The organism is Variovorax sp. P2_H12 (assembly GCF_056403395.1).
Map to the genome: position 1 here is coordinate 1 of NZ_JBFUFO010000306.1, position 373 is coordinate 373.

Below are 373 nucleotides of genomic sequence, written 5' to 3' on the forward strand. Positions count from 1 at the left end.
GGCGCGGAGACAGTGCCCTTCGACGCCGAGGACCTCCCCGGAGTCGCGGGACAGATCTTCGACAACCTGGTCGCCCACCCCGACCTGATGCGGCTGCTCTCCTGGAAGCTGCTGGAGCGCCCCGGCGCCACCGACCAGGAGGCCGCCACCTACACCGCCAAGACCACAGCCGTGGCGGCGGCCCAGGAGCAGGGCCGAGTCGAGCCGGAGCTCGGCCCGGAGGACCTGGTGGCTTTCGTGCTGGCGCTGACCCAAGCCTGGTTCAGCCTCACAGGCGGCATGAGCCCAACCAGCGGAAGCGACCCATGGTCAACGCGACGATTGGCCCGGCACCGCGACGCCGTCGTCGACGCGGTACGGCGGATCACCACAC

At 70.8% G+C, this 373-nt stretch carries 1 protein-coding gene; it reads left to right on the top strand.

Annotation, left to right across the window (positions count from 1 at the left end; translation table 11 throughout):
• Positions 1-373: hypothetical protein (locus AC1DYK_RS36250; protein ID WP_478170666.1), on the top strand; the 373-nt coding region annotated here is incomplete at both ends.